Annotated in this window: 10 protein-coding genes, 2 tRNA genes, 3 rRNA genes and 1 pseudogene; 12 read left to right on the forward strand and 4 right to left on the reverse strand. The window is 54.5% G+C overall.

Going from position 1 to position 14,885, the window contains the following annotated elements; genetic code table 11:
• Positions 1-67: 67 nt before the first annotated feature.
• Both AC1Z1G_RS11225 and cobF read left to right on the forward strand, forming a co-directional pair.
• Complete coding sequence (locus AC1Z1G_RS11225; protein ID WP_483626984.1) at positions 68-655, forward strand: histidine phosphatase family protein; 588 nt, start codon at positions 68-70, stop codon at positions 653-655.
• Positions 652-1,416, forward strand: a complete 765-nt coding sequence (gene cobF, locus AC1Z1G_RS11230; RefSeq protein WP_483626985.1) for a precorrin-6A synthase (deacetylating) — start codon at positions 652-654, stop codon at positions 1,414-1,416. The genes AC1Z1G_RS11225 and cobF overlap by 4 nt, the downstream gene beginning before the upstream one ends.
• A gap of 95 nt (positions 1,417-1,511) precedes the next feature.
• Here the strand turns inward: cobF and AC1Z1G_RS11235 are convergent.
• Positions 1,512-1,703: pseudogene (locus AC1Z1G_RS11235) on the reverse strand (GMP synthase); the annotation flags it as partial.
• A gap of 252 nt (positions 1,704-1,955) precedes the next feature.
• Here AC1Z1G_RS11235 and AC1Z1G_RS11240 point away from each other — a divergent pair.
• From AC1Z1G_RS11240 to AC1Z1G_RS11275, 8 genes are all read left to right on the forward strand, one after another.
• Complete coding sequence (locus tag AC1Z1G_RS11240; protein ID WP_347905456.1) at positions 1,956-2,735, forward strand: ABC transporter substrate-binding protein; 780 nt, start codon at positions 1,956-1,958, stop codon at positions 2,733-2,735.
• 728 nt (positions 2,736-3,463) lie between these two features.
• A 16S ribosomal RNA gene (locus AC1Z1G_RS11245) occupies positions 3,464-5,002 on the forward strand.
• Between the two features lie 160 nt (positions 5,003-5,162).
• Positions 5,163-5,239 (forward strand) — tRNA-Ile (locus tag AC1Z1G_RS11250).
• Between the two features lie 30 nt (positions 5,240-5,269).
• Positions 5,270-5,345, forward strand: a tRNA-Ala gene (locus AC1Z1G_RS11255).
• A gap of 260 nt (positions 5,346-5,605) precedes the next feature.
• Positions 5,606-8,497: ribosomal RNA gene (locus tag AC1Z1G_RS11260) — 23S ribosomal RNA — on the forward strand.
• A gap of 171 nt (positions 8,498-8,668) precedes the next feature.
• Positions 8,669-8,784 (forward strand): 5S ribosomal RNA (gene rrf / locus AC1Z1G_RS11265).
• The 16S, 23S and 5S rRNA genes sit together here with 2 tRNA genes alongside, the layout of an rRNA operon.
• A 144-nt stretch (positions 8,785-8,928) precedes the next feature.
• Positions 8,929-10,041, forward strand: coding sequence for a succinylglutamate desuccinylase/aspartoacylase family protein (locus tag AC1Z1G_RS11270; protein ID WP_483626986.1), 1,113 nt, complete (start codon positions 8,929-8,931; stop codon positions 10,039-10,041).
• Between the two features lie 83 nt (positions 10,042-10,124).
• Positions 10,125-10,841 (forward strand): alpha/beta hydrolase, encoded by a 717-nt coding sequence (locus AC1Z1G_RS11275; RefSeq protein WP_483626987.1) that lies wholly within the window; start codon positions 10,125-10,127, stop codon positions 10,839-10,841.
• Between the two features lie 31 nt (positions 10,842-10,872).
• Here AC1Z1G_RS11275 and AC1Z1G_RS11280 read toward each other — a convergent pair whose 3' ends face one another.
• On the reverse strand, positions 10,873-11,454 hold the full coding sequence (locus AC1Z1G_RS11280; protein WP_483626988.1) for a DcrB/PsbP domain-containing protein: 582 nt from the start codon (positions 11,452-11,454) through the stop codon (positions 10,873-10,875).
• 290 nt (positions 11,455-11,744) lie between these two features.
• Here AC1Z1G_RS11280 and AC1Z1G_RS11285 point away from each other — a divergent pair, with 290 nt between their 5' ends.
• Together AC1Z1G_RS11285 and AC1Z1G_RS11290 are read left to right on the forward strand one after the other, a co-directional pair.
• Positions 11,745-12,740 (forward strand): hypothetical protein, encoded by a 996-nt coding sequence (locus AC1Z1G_RS11285; RefSeq protein ID WP_483626989.1) that lies wholly within the window; start codon positions 11,745-11,747, stop codon positions 12,738-12,740.
• Between the two features lie 71 nt (positions 12,741-12,811).
• Positions 12,812-13,561, forward strand: coding sequence for a hypothetical protein (locus AC1Z1G_RS11290; RefSeq protein WP_483626990.1), 750 nt, complete (start codon positions 12,812-12,814; stop codon positions 13,559-13,561).
• Here AC1Z1G_RS11290 and AC1Z1G_RS11295 read toward each other — a convergent pair.
• Entirely contained in the window at positions 13,558-14,385 is an 828-nt protein-coding gene (locus tag AC1Z1G_RS11295) for a hypothetical protein (RefSeq protein WP_483626991.1), read from the reverse strand. The genes AC1Z1G_RS11290 and AC1Z1G_RS11295 overlap by 4 nt on opposite strands.
• Before the next feature lie 48 nt (positions 14,386-14,433).
• The gene (locus AC1Z1G_RS11300; protein WP_483626992.1) at positions 14,434-14,871 is read right to left on the reverse strand and encodes a thiol-disulfide oxidoreductase DCC family protein; all 438 of its coding nucleotides are present in this window, start codon (positions 14,869-14,871) and stop codon (positions 14,434-14,436) included.
• Positions 14,872-14,885: the final 14 nt, after the last annotated feature.

Below are 14,885 nucleotides of genomic sequence, written 5' to 3' on the forward strand. Positions count from 1 at the left end.
TCGACACAATGTCCCTCCAGTTCAATCCGCTGTACTCTTTTTCCTTCGCCACCCAGAGTAATTTCCTGTGCAGGTAACCCGCTTGACCTTAATCTGCCATGCGCGAACCGTCGCACAAAAATTGGCGCGTTTTCCTATGGATGAGCCGGTGGAAATGGACTGGGAAGTCGCCCGTGGGACTCGTGGTGCTCATTTCAAGAGTACGGTGCGGGTAATGTGTGGACCTGAGTTGCGCACGCGACAAACTGCCCGGTTATTTGCCGCCCAGGTACAGGTAGTCCCGGCCCTTGTTGATTATGATGTCGGGCGCTGGCACGGTCAGCGCATTGGCGACCTGCAAAAGAGCGAGCCCGAAGCGCTTGAGCGCTGGCTCGGAGACCCGAATGCGGCGCCCCACGGCGGCGAGTCGGTGACGCAACTCTGTGAGCGCGTCGCCGATTGGCTGCAAACCTTGACCCTCACGGCGGGGCATGTGGTCGCGGTCACTCATCCGTTCGTCATTCGCGCAGCGCTGGTGCAGGTGATGCACTGCGCGCCAGCGGCGTTCAACCTGATCGACATCGAGCCGTTGTCGGCCGTCGAACTGCGCTTCAATGGCCGTTGGCGCTTACGTGTGCAAGACGTTGGCGCGGACCTTGAAAGGATCACCCCATGAAAAAACTGTTGATTATCGGCATAGGCGCCGGTAACCCGGACTACATCACGATGCAGGCGGTCAAGGCGCTGAACCGTGTCGACGTGTTCTTCCTGATGGACAAGGGCCAGGCCAAGGACAAACTGATCGACCTGCGACGTGACATCTGCGAGCACTACATTACCGACCGAGCCTATCGCTTTGTCGAGGCGCAGTGTCCGGAGCGCCAGCGTGGCGATGTTGACTACAAGGCCAGCGTCGAAGAACTGAACCGGAGCAAGCAGCAGACCTACGAGCGGTTGATCAATGAAGAAATGACCGACGACCAATGTGCCGGCTTCCTGGTGTGGGGCGACCCGGCGTTGTACGACAGTACGATCCGGATTCTGCAGGCGATTCTCGCTTCAGGCCGTTGCGTGTTCGATTTCGAGGTGATTCCCGGCATCACTAGCGTCCAGGCCTTGGCCGCGCAGCACAAAGTGGCGCTCAATCGCATCGGCCGTTCAGTTGAAATCACCACCGGTCGACGGCTGGCGGCAGGGCAGGTGAGTGAGGCTGATAGCCTGGTGGTCATGCTCGATGCGCAGGATGCCTATCACCAGGTGGCGGACCCGCAGACGCAGATTTACTGGGGCGCCTACCTCGGCACGCCGGACGAGATCCTTATCGCCGGCAAACTCGGTGATGTCGCCGATGAGATCGAACGGGTGCGCAAAGCGGCTCAACTGGCCAACGGCTGGATCATGGACACCTATCTATTACGCAAGCCTGAGTCCGAGTAAGGCGCCGGCGCGATTGTTTCGCGCCCAAACCGCTCGCGATAGACCGACGGCGGTAATCCCACCACGTTGCGAAAGGCCACCTGCAAACGCAAGGCTTGCTGGCAGCCACTGCGGACCGGCATTGGATTCGTAAGGCCCGCCCAACAGGAATACCGGCGCTGCACTTACAGGGTGCAATTGACCGAGATCGGCGCGAAACACTTTAGCGTCAGGCCTCGTGTGGCGGCCCACTCTGCAATAGCGTCGGATCCTTCGGCTTGATGGTGTTGGATCAGGTTTAACGACATGGACGCTTCGGACGTGACATTGTCCTTATAAAGGAGGGTGTCCAATGTGCAATAAACACCGAGCAATCGCCAGCGCTGGAGTGGCTCCAGCCAACGTGGAATTCAGCTGCTTGTTTTTATAACTATTTGTCGCATAAGCGTAATTTGCTTGCGGTGGAGCGCTCTAGACTGCCGGCCACTTCGATTTTCTGTCTGCTGAACAGCGGCTGATCGAATTCTGCCAATAAGAGTCTCCGCACGCAGGAGTTATAAATGAAGAAGCTAGTGATGTTCGGTGCTCTGGCACTGTCAGTATTGTCCCTGTCCGCTGTGGCTGAAGACGCCAAGCCGATCCGCCTGGGTATCGAGGCGGGTTATCCGCCATTCTCGTTCAAAACGCCTGAAGGCAAACTCAGCGGTTTCGACGTGGACATCGGTGACGCGCTGTGTGAACAGATGAAAGTCAAATGTACCTGGGTCGAACAAGAGTTCGACGGCCTGATCCCGGCACTCAAGGTCAAGAAAATCGACGCGATCCTGTCGTCCATGACGATCACCGACGACCGCAAGAAGAACGTCGACTTCACTATCAAGTACTACCACACACCGGCACGCTTTGTGATGAAGGAAGGCACCGAGGTCAAAGACCCGCTGACCGAACTCAAGGGCAAGAAAGTCGGTGTACTGCGCGCCAGTACCCACGATCGCTTCGCCACCGAAGTGCTGCAACCGGCAGGTATCACCCTCGTGCGCTACGGCTCCCAGCAGGAAGCTAACCTGGACATGGTCTCTGGCCGCCTCGACGCGATGCTGGCTGACTCGGTCAACCTTGACGATGGTTTCCTGAAAACCGAAGCAGGAAAGGGCTTCGCATTTGTCGGCCCAACCTACGAAGATGCCAAGTACTTTGGCGGCGGTGCGGGCATTGCCGTGCGTAAAGGCGATACCGCACTGGCCGAGAAATTCAATACCGCCATCAACGAAATTCGCGCTAACGGCAAGTACAAGCAGGTGCAGGACAAGTACTTCAAGTTCGACGTCTACGGCGAGTAATTTCACCTTCTCTATATAGAAGGCCTATAGAAGGCGGCCACCGCTGACGCGCTGGTCGCTTTTTTGTGCCTGTTTGCTTTCGGCGATCAGTATGTTGCGCAATATACTGCTCATTCTGTCAGCGCGCAGCTCTATCTAGGGGTGATTTGGTCGGCATTTAAGGTTTCTGATAGAAAAACTGAATTAGGAGTTGACGGCAGATTCTGGAAGTCTATAATTTGACCCACTTCCGGCGCAGTCGAAACGGAAAACTCCTTGGTAAACAAAGAGTTACGCAGTTTTCGGCAGCAGGTTGCTTCAGTTCATCGAAGCCTGGAAGGAGTTGAAAGAGCAGGGTTGCATGGCGCTTTTAACGGTTCGATCTTCTCGGTCGAAAGCGGAGAAAAAGAGGGGTTGACAGCAGCGAGTAACGCTGTAGAATTCGCCTCCCGCTAACGAGAGATCGGAAGCGCAAGTGGTTGAAGTTGTTGAGGAATTCTTCGAAAACTTCTGAAAATAACCGCTTGACAGCAACAGAGGCTGCTGTAGAATGCGCGCCTCGGTTGAGACGAAAGATCTTAACCAACCGCTCTTTAACAACTGAATCAAGCAATTCGTGTGGGTGCTTGTGCAGTCAGACTGATAGTCAACAAGATTATCAGCATCACAAGTTGCTCCGCGAGAAATCAAAGATGTAACCAACGATTGCTGAGCCAAGTTTAGGGTTTCTTAAAAACCCAAAGATGTTTGAACTGAAGAGTTTGATCATGGCTCAGATTGAACGCTGGCGGCAGGCCTAACACATGCAAGTCGAGCGGCAGCACGGGTACTTGTACCTGGTGGCGAGCGGCGGACGGGTGAGTAATGCCTAGGAATCTGCCTGGTAGTGGGGGATAACGCTCGGAAACGGACGCTAATACCGCATACGTCCTACGGGAGAAAGCAGGGGACCTTCGGGCCTTGCGCTATCAGATGAGCCTAGGTCGGATTAGCTAGTTGGTGAGGTAATGGCTCACCAAGGCGACGATCCGTAACTGGTCTGAGAGGATGATCAGTCACACTGGAACTGAGACACGGTCCAGACTCCTACGGGAGGCAGCAGTGGGGAATATTGGACAATGGGCGAAAGCCTGATCCAGCCATGCCGCGTGTGTGAAGAAGGTCTTCGGATTGTAAAGCACTTTAAGTTGGGAGGAAGGGCAGTTACCTAATACGTAATTGTTTTGACGTTACCGACAGAATAAGCACCGGCTAACTCTGTGCCAGCAGCCGCGGTAATACAGAGGGTGCAAGCGTTAATCGGAATTACTGGGCGTAAAGCGCGCGTAGGTGGTTCGTTAAGTTGGATGTGAAATCCCCGGGCTCAACCTGGGAACTGCATTCAAAACTGTCGAGCTAGAGTATGGTAGAGGGTGGTGGAATTTCCTGTGTAGCGGTGAAATGCGTAGATATAGGAAGGAACACCAGTGGCGAAGGCGACCACCTGGACTGATACTGACACTGAGGTGCGAAAGCGTGGGGAGCAAACAGGATTAGATACCCTGGTAGTCCACGCCGTAAACGATGTCAACTAGCCGTTGGGAGCCTTGAGCTCTTAGTGGCGCAGCTAACGCATTAAGTTGACCGCCTGGGGAGTACGGCCGCAAGGTTAAAACTCAAATGAATTGACGGGGGCCCGCACAAGCGGTGGAGCATGTGGTTTAATTCGAAGCAACGCGAAGAACCTTACCAGGCCTTGACATCCAATGAACTTTCCAGAGATGGATTGGTGCCTTCGGGAACATTGAGACAGGTGCTGCATGGCTGTCGTCAGCTCGTGTCGTGAGATGTTGGGTTAAGTCCCGTAACGAGCGCAACCCTTGTCCTTAGTTACCAGCACGTCATGGTGGGCACTCTAAGGAGACTGCCGGTGACAAACCGGAGGAAGGTGGGGATGACGTCAAGTCATCATGGCCCTTACGGCCTGGGCTACACACGTGCTACAATGGTCGGTACAGAGGGTTGCCAAGCCGCGAGGTGGAGCTAATCCCATAAAACCGATCGTAGTCCGGATCGCAGTCTGCAACTCGACTGCGTGAAGTCGGAATCGCTAGTAATCGCGAATCAGAATGTCGCGGTGAATACGTTCCCGGGCCTTGTACACACCGCCCGTCACACCATGGGAGTGGGTTGCACCAGAAGTAGCTAGTCTAACCTTCGGGAGGACGGTTACCACGGTGTGATTCATGACTGGGGTGAAGTCGTAACAAGGTAGCCGTAGGGGAACCTGCGGCTGGATCACCTCCTTAATCGACGACATCAGCTGCTGCATAAGCTCCCACACGAATTGCTTGATTCATTGAAGAAGACGATAGAAGCAGCCCGAATAAGGTTGGCTCAGTTGGTTGGAACGTACCCCATGCTTTGTGGTAAAGAGCAGGGTGAGGTCGGCCTGAGTAGCTCGAAATTGGGTCTGTAGCTCAGTTGGTTAGAGCGCACCCCTGATAAGGGTGAGGTCGGCAGTTCGAATCTGCCCAGACCCACCAATTTTGTGTGGGAAACGCCTGTAGAAATACGGGGCCATAGCTCAGCTGGGAGAGCGCCTGCCTTGCACGCAGGAGGTCAACGGTTCGATCCCGTTTGGCTCCACCACTTACTGCTGTTTGACTGCTGTTTCTGCGTTAAAGCTTAGAAATGAGCATTTCCTTCGGACGAAGGCTAAATGTTGATTTCTAGTCTTTGATTAGATCGTTCTTTAAAAATTTGGGTATGTGATAGAAAGATAGACTGAACGTTACTTTCACTGGTAACGGATCAGGCTAAGGTAAAATTTGTGAGTTCTCTTAACTGAGAAATTCGAATTTTCGGCGAATGTCGTCTTCACAGTATAACCAGATTGCTTGGGGTTATATGGTCAAGTGAAGAAGCGCATACGGTGGATGCCTTGGCAGTCAGAGGCGATGAAAGACGTGGTAGCCTGCGAAAAGCTTCGGGGAGTCGGCAAACAGACTGCGATCCGGAGATGTCTGAATGGGGGAACCCAGCCATCATAAGATGGTTATCTTACGCTGAATACATAGGCGTAAGAGGCGAACCAGGGGAACTGAAACATCTAAGTACCCTGAGGAAAAGAAATCAACCGAGATTCCCTTAGTAGTGGCGAGCGAACGGGGACTAGCCCTTAAGTGGCTTTGAGATTAGCGGAACGTTCTGGAAAGTACGGCCATAGTGGGTGATAGCCCTGTACGCGAAAATCTCTTAGTCATGAAATCGAGTAGGACGGAGCACGAGAAACTTTGTCTGAATATGGGGGGACCATCCTCCAAGGCTAAATACTACTGACTGACCGATAGTGAACTAGTACCGTGAGGGAAAGGCGAAAAGAACCCCGGAGAGGGGAGTGAAATAGATCCTGAAACCGTATGCGTACAAGCAGTGGGAGCCCACTTTGTTGGGTGACTGCGTACCTTTTGTATAATGGGTCAGCGACTTATTTTCAGTGGCGAGCTTAACCGAATAGGGGAGGCGTAGCGAAAGCGAGTCTTAATAGGGCGTCTAGTCGCTGGGAATAGACCCGAAACCGGGCGATCTATCCATGGGCAGGTTGAAGGTTGGGTAACACTAACTGGAGGACCGAACCGACTACCGTTGAAAAGTTAGCGGATGACCTGTGGATCGGAGTGAAAGGCTAATCAAGCTCGGAGATAGCTGGTTCTCCTCGAAAGCTATTTAGGTAGCGCCTCATGTATCACTGTAGGGGGTAGAGCACTGTTTCGGCTAGGGGGTCATCCCGACTTACCAAACCGATGCAAACTCCGAATACCTACAAGTGCCGAGCATGGGAGACACACGGCGGGTGCTAACGTCCGTCGTGAAAAGGGAAACAACCCAGACCGTCAGCTAAGGTCCCAAAGTTATGGTTAAGTGGGAAACGATGTGGGAAGGCTTAGACAGCTAGGAGGTTGGCTTAGAAGCAGCCACCCTTTAAAGAAAGCGTAATAGCTCACTAGTCGAGTCGGCCTGCGCGGAAGATGTAACGGGGCTCAAACCATACACCGAAGCTACGGGTATCACTTAGGTGATGCGGTAGAGGAGCGTTCTGTAAGCCTGTGAAGGTGAGTTGAGAAGCTTGCTGGAGGTATCAGAAGTGCGAATGCTGACATGAGTAACGACAATGGGTGTGAAAAACACCCACGCCGAAAGACCAAGGTTTCCTGCGCAACGTTAATCGACGCAGGGTTAGTCGGTCCCTAAGGCGAGGCTGAAAAGCGTAGTCGATGGAAAACAGGTTAATATTCCTGTACTTCTGGTTATTGCGATGGAGGGACGGAGAAGGCTAGGCCAGCTTGGCGTTGGTTGTCCAAGTTTAAGGTGGTAGGCTGGAATCTTAGGTAAATCCGGGATTCTAAGGCCGAGAGCTGATGACGAGTGTTCTTTTAGAACACGAAGTGGTTGATGCCATGCTTCCAAGAAAAGCTTCTAAGCTTCAGGTAACCAGGAACCGTACCCCAAACCGACACAGGTGGTTGGGTAGAGAATACCAAGGCGCTTGAGAGAACTCGGGTGAAGGAACTAGGCAAAATGGCACCGTAACTTCGGGAGAAGGTGCGCCGGTGAGGGTGAAGGACTTGCTCCGTAAGCTCATGCCGGTCGAAGATACCAGGCCGCTGCGACTGTTTATTAAAAACACAGCACTCTGCAAACACGAAAGTGGACGTATAGGGTGTGACGCCTGCCCGGTGCCGGAAGGTTAATTGATGGGGTTAGCTAGCGCGAAGCTCTTGATCGAAGCCCCGGTAAACGGCGGCCGTAACTATAACGGTCCTAAGGTAGCGAAATTCCTTGTCGGGTAAGTTCCGACCTGCACGAATGGCGTAACGATGGCGGCGCTGTCTCCACCCGAGACTCAGTGAAATTGAAATCGCTGTGAAGATGCAGTGTATCCGCGGCTAGACGGAAAGACCCCGTGAACCTTTACTATAGCTTTGCACTGGACTTTGAATTTGCTTGTGTAGGATAGGTGGGAGGCTTTGAAGCGTGGACGCCAGTCTGCGTGGAGCCAACCTTGAAATACCACCCTGGCAACTTTGAGGTTCTAACTCAGGTCCGTTATCCGGATCGAGGACAGTGTATGGTGGGTAGTTTGACTGGGGCGGTCTCCTCCTAAAGAGTAACGGAGGAGTACGAAGGTGCGCTCAGACCGGTCGGAAATCGGTCGTAGAGTATAAAGGCAAAAGCGCGCTTGACTGCGAGACAGACACGTCGAGCAGGTACGAAAGTAGGTCTTAGTGATCCGGTGGTTCTGTATGGAAGGGCCATCGCTCAACGGATAAAAGGTACTCCGGGGATAACAGGCTGATACCGCCCAAGAGTTCATATCGACGGCGGTGTTTGGCACCTCGATGTCGGCTCATCACATCCTGGGGCTGAAGCCGGTCCCAAGGGTATGGCTGTTCGCCATTTAAAGTGGTACGCGAGCTGGGTTTAGAACGTCGTGAGACAGTTCGGTCCCTATCTGCCGTGGACGTTTGAGATTTGAGAGGGGCTGCTCCTAGTACGAGAGGACCGGAGTGGACGAACCTCTGGTGTTCCGGTTGTCACGCCAGTGGCATTGCCGGGTAGCTATGTTCGGAATAGATAACCGCTGAAAGCATCTAAGCGGGAAACTAGCCTCAAGATGAGATCTCACTGGAACCTTGAGTTCCCTGAAGGGCCGTCGAAGACTACGACGTTGATAGGTTGGGTGTGTAAGCGCTGTGAGGCGTTGAGCTAACCAATACTAATTGCCCGTGAGGCTTGACCATATAACACCCAAGCAATTTGCTGACCTGAAAAGGCACCAGATTGCGGTGTGTGAAGACGAAATGAACCGAAAGTTCGACAGCCCCTAAAAAGGCAGCACAAAACACCGAAACCTACCACATACCCAATTTGCTGAAGCGAGGCCAACTGGCCACGACTCAGTACCCGAATTTCTTGACGACCATAGAGCATTGGAACCACCTGATCCCATCCCGAACTCAGCAGTGAAACGATGCATCGCCGATGGTAGTGTGGGGTTTCCCCATGTGAGAGTAGGTCATCGTCAAGATTAAATTCCGAAACCCCTATTTGCGTATGCAGGTAGGGGTTTTGTTTTGCCTGCGAAAAAGTGATCTGCGCAAATGGGCCTTCGTGATCTGTAGGTCGAGAGGTATTCTGCGCGCTCTGTTCTTTTGCTGATCCAGGAGAGCCCATGCAACGTATTGATCATCCACTGCCCTGGAGCCACTTGGGCACTGAACGCACCCTCAGCATATTTCGTTTCGGTGCAGGCTCTCGCAAGGTCTACGTCCAGGCCAGCTTGCACGCCGACGAGCTGCCGGGCATGCGCACTGCGTGGGAGTTGAAGAAGCGACTTGCTGAACTTGAAAGCCGTGGTCAATTAAAGGGTGTCATCGAACTGGTCCCCGTGGCCAACCCCATCGGCTTGGACCAGCACCTGCAAGGCAGTCATCTGGGCCGTTTCGAACTGGGCAGCGGGAAAAATTTCAACCGGGCATTCCACGAACTCAGCGGACCGGTGAGTGAGTTGGTCGGTCCGCGCCTGGGCACCGATGCGCAGGCCAATATTGCTTTGATCCGCCAGACCATGGGGCAGGTCCTTGATCAATTGCCAGCGCCGGCCTCATCACTTGAGGCCTTGCACCGACTGCTGCTGCGTCATGCCTGTGATGCTGATATCACGCTCGATCTGCACTGCGATTTTGAGGCCGTCATTCACCTCTATGCCTTGCCCCAGCACTGGCCTCGATGGCAATCGCTGGCGGCACGGCTGAAGGCGGGTGTCGCGTTACTGTGTGAAGACTCAGGTGGCAGCTCTTTCGATGAGTCTTGCTCATCGCCGTGGTTACGCTTGGCCAAAGCGTTCCCGCAGGCGGCCATACCTCCGGCTAACCTGGCAACAACCCTGGAGTTGGGCTGCATGGGTGACACCCGTGTGGTCCAGGCGCAGGCGAATTGCGAAGCCATTCTTGGCTTTCTCGCCGAGCAGGGGTTTATCGACGGTGACTGGCCGTCAGCGCCGAGTGATTGCTGTGAAGGCATGCCCTTCGAGGGTACCCAGTACCTCTTTGCGCCACATCATGGGGTGGTCAGTTTCCTGCGTGAGGCGGGGGAATGGGTGGAGAAGGGCGACGCGCTGTTTGAGGTGGTTGACCCGCTGAGTGATCGGGTCAGTACCGTGTGTGCCGGAACCAGCGGGGTGTTGTTTGCCCTTGATCGCGGGCGTTACACGCAACCGGGGATCTGGCAAGCCAAGGTCGCCGGGCGCGAAGCGATTCGAGCCGGGAAGTTGATTAACGATTGAACTCCAAAGGGGGGAGGCGGTGTAACCCGGTTCTCCCCCCGCCAGACTCTGCAGTACTCATCGGTAAACGTGAAGGAAACCCCATGTACAAAATTCTAGGGTTGTTGATGCTGATGGCATCTGTTGCCGTACATGCCCAGACACCCTTGCACACGGACCTGCCGTTGCCGTATCTGGAGCAAACAACGCCTGCTTCACACAACCAGCCGTTGGTGATTTTCCTCCATGGCTCGGGCAGCAATGAAGAAGATCTGTTCGACATCAAGGATGCGTTGCCCGCGACGTACACTTTTTTATCCGTGCGTGCACCGCAGGCGCTGGAAGACGGGAGTTACCAATGGTTTCGCAAGAAAGGCGAAGGTGCCTACGATGGTGAGACCGATGACCTGCTGAGAAGCACGAAGCTGATTATGGACTTCGTGGTTCAAGCGGCGAAGAAGTACCACACCCAAGCGGACAAGGTTATTTTGGTCGGGTTCAGTCAGGGGGCAATCATGTCTTATGAAGTCGCCCTGAGTCATCCTCACGCTGTGCGTGCTATTGCAGCGTTGAGTGGTAAAGTACTGCCGGTGCTCAGTGGGCAACTCAAGACAGACCCAAAACGTGAGTCGTTGGCAATTTTCATCGGGCATGGCACGGCGGATTCGCGACTGCCCTACACCGATGGCACCGAAGCCTACAGCCTCTTGCAAGGGCTTTCACTCAAGCCCGAGTTTCATGCCTATCCGGGGATCGGCCACACCATCAGCGGGACCGAAATGCAGGACTTGAACGCCTGGATGCTGCGGATCAATCAATAGACGGGAGTCGCTTTGCGGCTCCCGTTTTTGCTTACTTACCGCCCAGAATCTGTTGGACCAGTACGCCATGCCCGGCCTTGTCGTCGGCGCGGGAAATAATCTGGATCAGCGCCATCCGGGTACCGGAGCCGGCCAACAGGCTGGTGTTGAGAGTCTGCCCACCGCCTAGTGTGGCGGTGCTGTCGATTTGGCGCAGACCAAGACCTTTGATGGTCAGGCTTTTCTCACTCTGTTTATTGAAGTCAGGCAGTGCCTGGCGTTGCTGGGAGGCAAAACCTGATACAGACCCGTCGAGGAACGAGGCGTCGTTGTCCTTGACCGTCAAGCCATTGGGGATGGTGTTCTCAGCGACGATCACCACGGTTTTTGTCGCTTGATTGGTGTACATGGTGCCTGTGGCGCCAGCTGTTCCGCTGGCTTCATCACCGGCCGGCAGCGGGTTGGCAATGAACCCTTTGGGCAGAGTAAAACTGAACTTGCCGGTCAGCACCGAGACTTTTGGCGCGGGAGGGGTGTTCCCCGTGCTTTTAGTAGCCGCATAGGCGTTCACAGTGCCGAAACTGGCGACCGCAGTCAGCAACAGGGCAACGGCTTTTTGGCGGAACAGTGACATGCAAATTCTCCGGGAATACAGGCTGTGGCGGCGATCATCCCACGCCAAGCATGGATCACTCCAGTGGTGACGCGTACTGGCCCCACTGCGTTTCAGCCTGACGTCGCAATCACTGCCCTCATGATAATCCGCAGCGCCGCAATGATCAGGAGAGGCCTGGCATGGCTGCGTCCCACCACGATCAGCAACACGGTGGAGATCAACAGCCGTGATGGGAGGCCTTTCACATGGGCGATGATTGATGGCTAAATGACGGCACTTTTCACGGGTTACAGGGAATCAGTACGCCAATGCAATACCTCACTCGTCTTTGCTACAACTCTGCTGGCTGGAAGCATCCCATGGGGGAGGCGAAAAACCAGGAGGGTAAAGATTCGTTCAACGGCCGGTACGGATATGGTCATGAAGAATGGTTGTTTCGTACAGAATGGCAAGTTGATGGCTGGCAGTATGGCTTCCTCCAGGGCGTGAACGACAGTCGAAAAAGGCTCCTTGAAGCCAATGAGCCCATTGAGGTCACGCTGTATACGCTGGAGCCGGGCGGCGGTCGTCGTTATGTGGCCAGAATCAATGAGCTGGAATGCTTGAATAGCGTGCAGTCCGATGACATCCACCAGTGGTTCGAAGTGCAGGGCTGGCTGGACATCATGAAGGCAGAGATCCTGGGCGTAGACGGTGATACCGCCGCACTGGGCGATCCTGACTGGGTCGATGGCATGATCAATGTGCGCTTTCGCCCCGAAAACGTCAGTTGGTTCGCCGAAGGGACTTACGCCGAAGGCGATGACCCGGTTTTGCAGTGGAACCGATACCAGTTGTATTCCCTTAAACCCGGCATACGTACGCCGGAGCAGGCAGAGAAACGCGGTCGCAAGGGCCAGGATACGGCCCCCAATCAGAACAACTTTTTTCGCCAGGGCACACCCGGCCGCGAGTGCACGCCGGAACACAATCGGATGCAGGCCATTCTTGCCGAGCAACTGCGCAGCGAATTCCCCACAGGCACTGTGGTCACCTTCGAACGTAACCATGTGGATGTCACGGTCATTACCGAGACAGAACATGTGCTTTATGAGGTCAAATCAGACCTGCGTCCACGGACGGTTTTACGTCAAGCCATCGGTCAATTGCTGGAATACGCCTTCCACACGCCTGGACACGCGTCACCACCCACACGACTGGTGGCCGTGGGCCGGGCGCAGTTGACGCCTGAAGACCAGATCTACCTGAACTACCTGAATGTTCAATTTGGATTGCCGCTGGAATACCGAGTGGTTTCGCTCTAGGCCGGCGTCACCCCACCCGGGCGGGGTGAAATCAATAACGCAGTGACTATTTTTCAGGGAGCGGGTCGCACATGTCGGATCATAAAATCTACGAGAACACTTACATTGGATACTTTATCTTTGTGCTGGGGATGATATCGGAGCGTAGGCGGCTGCAAGCTGACAAGAAAACCAGTATTGCCATAAACCTTTATCAGCAGACTCCAGCAGATCCGATGCTGGGCGACTTTTTTTCTTCCGTGAATGGTCGTTACTTATTGATTGAGTTTAAAAAAGATCAAGCCCCATTTACTCCTAAAGAAAAGAAAAAACAGATTGGGCTGACTGGTGCTCTCAAGAAGGACAAGTACAAGCATTTGGGCAAGGTACATTATCGTTGCCATTTTCTGGGGACGGGTAACAATAATGGTATAGATGCGGACATCTCATTCAAGTCTTACTTGGTCACGCCATCGTACAGTCAAAAATCAATCTGTATGAAAGATTTTATGACTAGTTACTGTGATGGAACACCTGTCTTGTTGATGAGTAAGTTAAACAGTACTGAGGATGAAAACCACTCACTTGGAGGAGATAGTGTTGAATTTCGGTCTTATCTGGGACTTCTCAAGGACGTGTACTCAGTGCAGGAAGGCGCCAGCACGGGTGGCCTGATTGTCAACTTGAGCGAGGCTGGAGATATCAGCTGTCTGTCCAGCCCTGACATAAATAGCCTGGTACTGAAGCTCATTGAGCTCTACGACAATACGCCGGCGCACGAGGTGAAATCAGACAGCCGCGTGGAAGGACCGGTAAAACCGTCCAAGCCCAAATCCAGTTAGTTCGTTTCAGGCACCTCACCCTCTCGCACAGTATGATTCGGTGCGCACTCAAGAGGCTTGAGCGATGACGATTCAGGCCTCGCGAGCCACTTTTTGCTCAGCAACAAAACTCCCAGCGAAACCCCCACCCCCAACGGGAATGCCAGTAGTCCCAGCGTCGGCAGCGCCAGTGCCAATACCAGACAAAACGCTGCAAAGGAATACAAGCCGGTGGCGATAGCCCGGAGCAGGGTGGCGGTGAAAGCCGGGCCGTGGCTCTGGTGTGAGAACACCGCCAGCACGCTGGCGAGTACCGGGAACACCGCCAGAAACCCACTCCAGCGTTCGCCCACGGAACTGGCCAGCAGGGTGACGACGAGGGTCAGAACACCACTCGCGAGCATGCGGTAGGCCAACCGGTCGGATCGGGGCGCAACCGGCACAGTGAGTGGTTGGACCTTGGGGAACAGGTACGGCGCACCGACCAGTGCGGTGGTTGCCGCGGCGATGGAAAACCCCAGTGATGTCGGGACCAGCGACAGCAGCGCCGCGCAGAACGCCCATGCCAATACCGCCAAAGCCAAGGCGGCGGGCCAACGCAAGCGCTGCGCGGCCTGGGCGTAGACAATACTGAACGCGATCATTGCAAACAGTGCCGACAGCGCAGCAGTCGACGCTTGGGCGGCAAATGCCACGCCTTGTTCGAGGGCGAGGAAAAACAGGATCGGCCCCACGACCACCGGGAAGCCCCCCAGCCAACCCGCCACACTGGGTCCCCAACGTTTGCCCGCCAGGGAAATCAGCAGCAAGAAACCAGGAACCACCAACAATTTCAGCATCAACACGGCAACATCCTTGAACGTGGGCAGAAGGTAGAGCGCAGGGGTTACAACTCAACCCCGATCATCGAGAAACCGACCTTGATGCGCAGGGTCTGGCAACAGACACACATCGTGACGGCCGAATAGCCGATAGCGATTGAGTGCTATCCGGTCGTAAACCCAATCACGCACGGGACGTGGAATCACCCGGATCGCGCTGAGCGCCCGCCATGGCCACGGCAGGTGGCGCATCATTCGGATGAACGCGTCCGAGCGTTCAAATGCCACGTTGTGTTCAATGAACACCATGCTCTGGAATTGCTCGGTGGGCAGGTTGAATCTATTCAACAGCGCTTGCCCCTGGGGCGATTGCATCGAGGCCAGTTTGATTTTCTGGTGAGGGTCGTGGGCGATCAGGAAACGCACCGAGCCGTTGCACAATCTGCAGACACCGTCGAACAACACGACGCGGTCGTCAGGGTGCAGAACGGGTGGGCAAGCGGTTTTCATCGGGTTCCTCTGAT

The organism is Pseudomonas sp. JL27(2026) (genome assembly GCF_056933555.1).